General features: G+C 65.3%; 1 protein-coding gene. It reads right to left on the bottom strand.

Features of this window, described 5'->3' with window-relative positions; genetic code table 11:
* Positions 1-1,143, bottom strand: a 1,143-nt coding sequence (locus tag AHiyo1_RS18750; RefSeq protein ID WP_275937079.1) for a PEP/pyruvate-binding domain-containing protein, incomplete at both ends; no start/stop codon positions are given.

Genomic DNA, 1,143 nt, shown 5'->3' with positions numbered 1-1,143 from the left:
CCCGAGCCGGGTCCGTCCGAGCCGGGCGAGTATTCGCTCGGTTTGGTCCTCCCGCCGGGCGGACGAGAGCCGCTGGCGCTCATGCGGATCGTTGCCTTGGCCCCGGAGGTAGAACTTCACCGTGTCCAATAGCGCCGAAGGATCGTCGGCCGGCACCGGGCTGGCGAAATCCAGGTTGTAGACCGCATGGCCGAAGCGATCGAGGTGGGCTTGGAAACGCGGACGCCATTGCTGCCAAAGGGCCGGGTCCATGCCGGCAGGCGGGAGCCAGTTTCGCTGCGACTCGGCCAGTGCGGCCGTCGGTTGATTGAGGATTGCCGGGGCGAGCCCCTCGACTTCCCGGGCCCACGCGGCGAGGTCGTACAACGATTTCTCTGCACGGATGGGTTCACTGTCGTAGCCGAGAAGGAATGTCTCCGCCGAAGGATCTCCAGCGCGTCGGATGAGTTTGTCGTAATACGCGCGGAAGGAAATTTCGCTCGTGGCGGCGATCGGTATGACGGACTCCACGGCCGTGTAGTACACGGTTCCGGCGTCGAGCAGCGTCCGGACACCCGCAAGCAGCTCCTCTCCCGAAAGCTCCCCCAGGGACTTTGCGGACCAGTCCTCGAGCACCTGCTTATAGCGCGGATGCGAGAATTCCCTCCAGCCAGCCAAGCCCATGTGCGCCTTGCCACGAGCCAAGGCGACCACGGCGGGACCAACCTTGCCCATCACGCGCCACATCGCCGCGGTGCGGTAGTAGTAGTACGCGTACCCGTTGATGGTGGGCAGCCCGACGTCGCCGTCCCTGACCACTTCGCTTCCGACGGCCTCGTTCATCAGGGCCTTGAGGGACCGGGTTACCGAGCCGTCGATGAGGTCGGCGAACAGGGGCGAGAGCGGGTCCGGCAGTTGTTCCACGATGCTGGCCCGGAAGTAGAGCCCCTTCGGGAAGGGCAACGGCCAGGTATCCGGGGTATCAGCAACGGGTTCAGGCAATGCCGTGATGGGTCGGGATTGCAGCATGAAGAAATTGCCGTCCGCCCGCGCCCATTCGATGTCCTGCGGAGTTCCGAAGTAGTCCGAAATCCTCGTTCCATAGCGGGCCAGCGCGGCGGCAGCCCCGTCGTCGAGCACGGCCCGGTTGCGAAGATCCGCCGG

Source organism: Arthrobacter sp. Hiyo1, from assembly GCF_001263615.2.
Taxonomy (GTDB): domain Bacteria; phylum Actinomycetota; class Actinomycetes; order Actinomycetales; family Micrococcaceae; genus Arthrobacter.
Note: the sequence above shows the minus strand (reverse complement) of the source record. Positions and strands in the feature narration are given on the sequence as shown.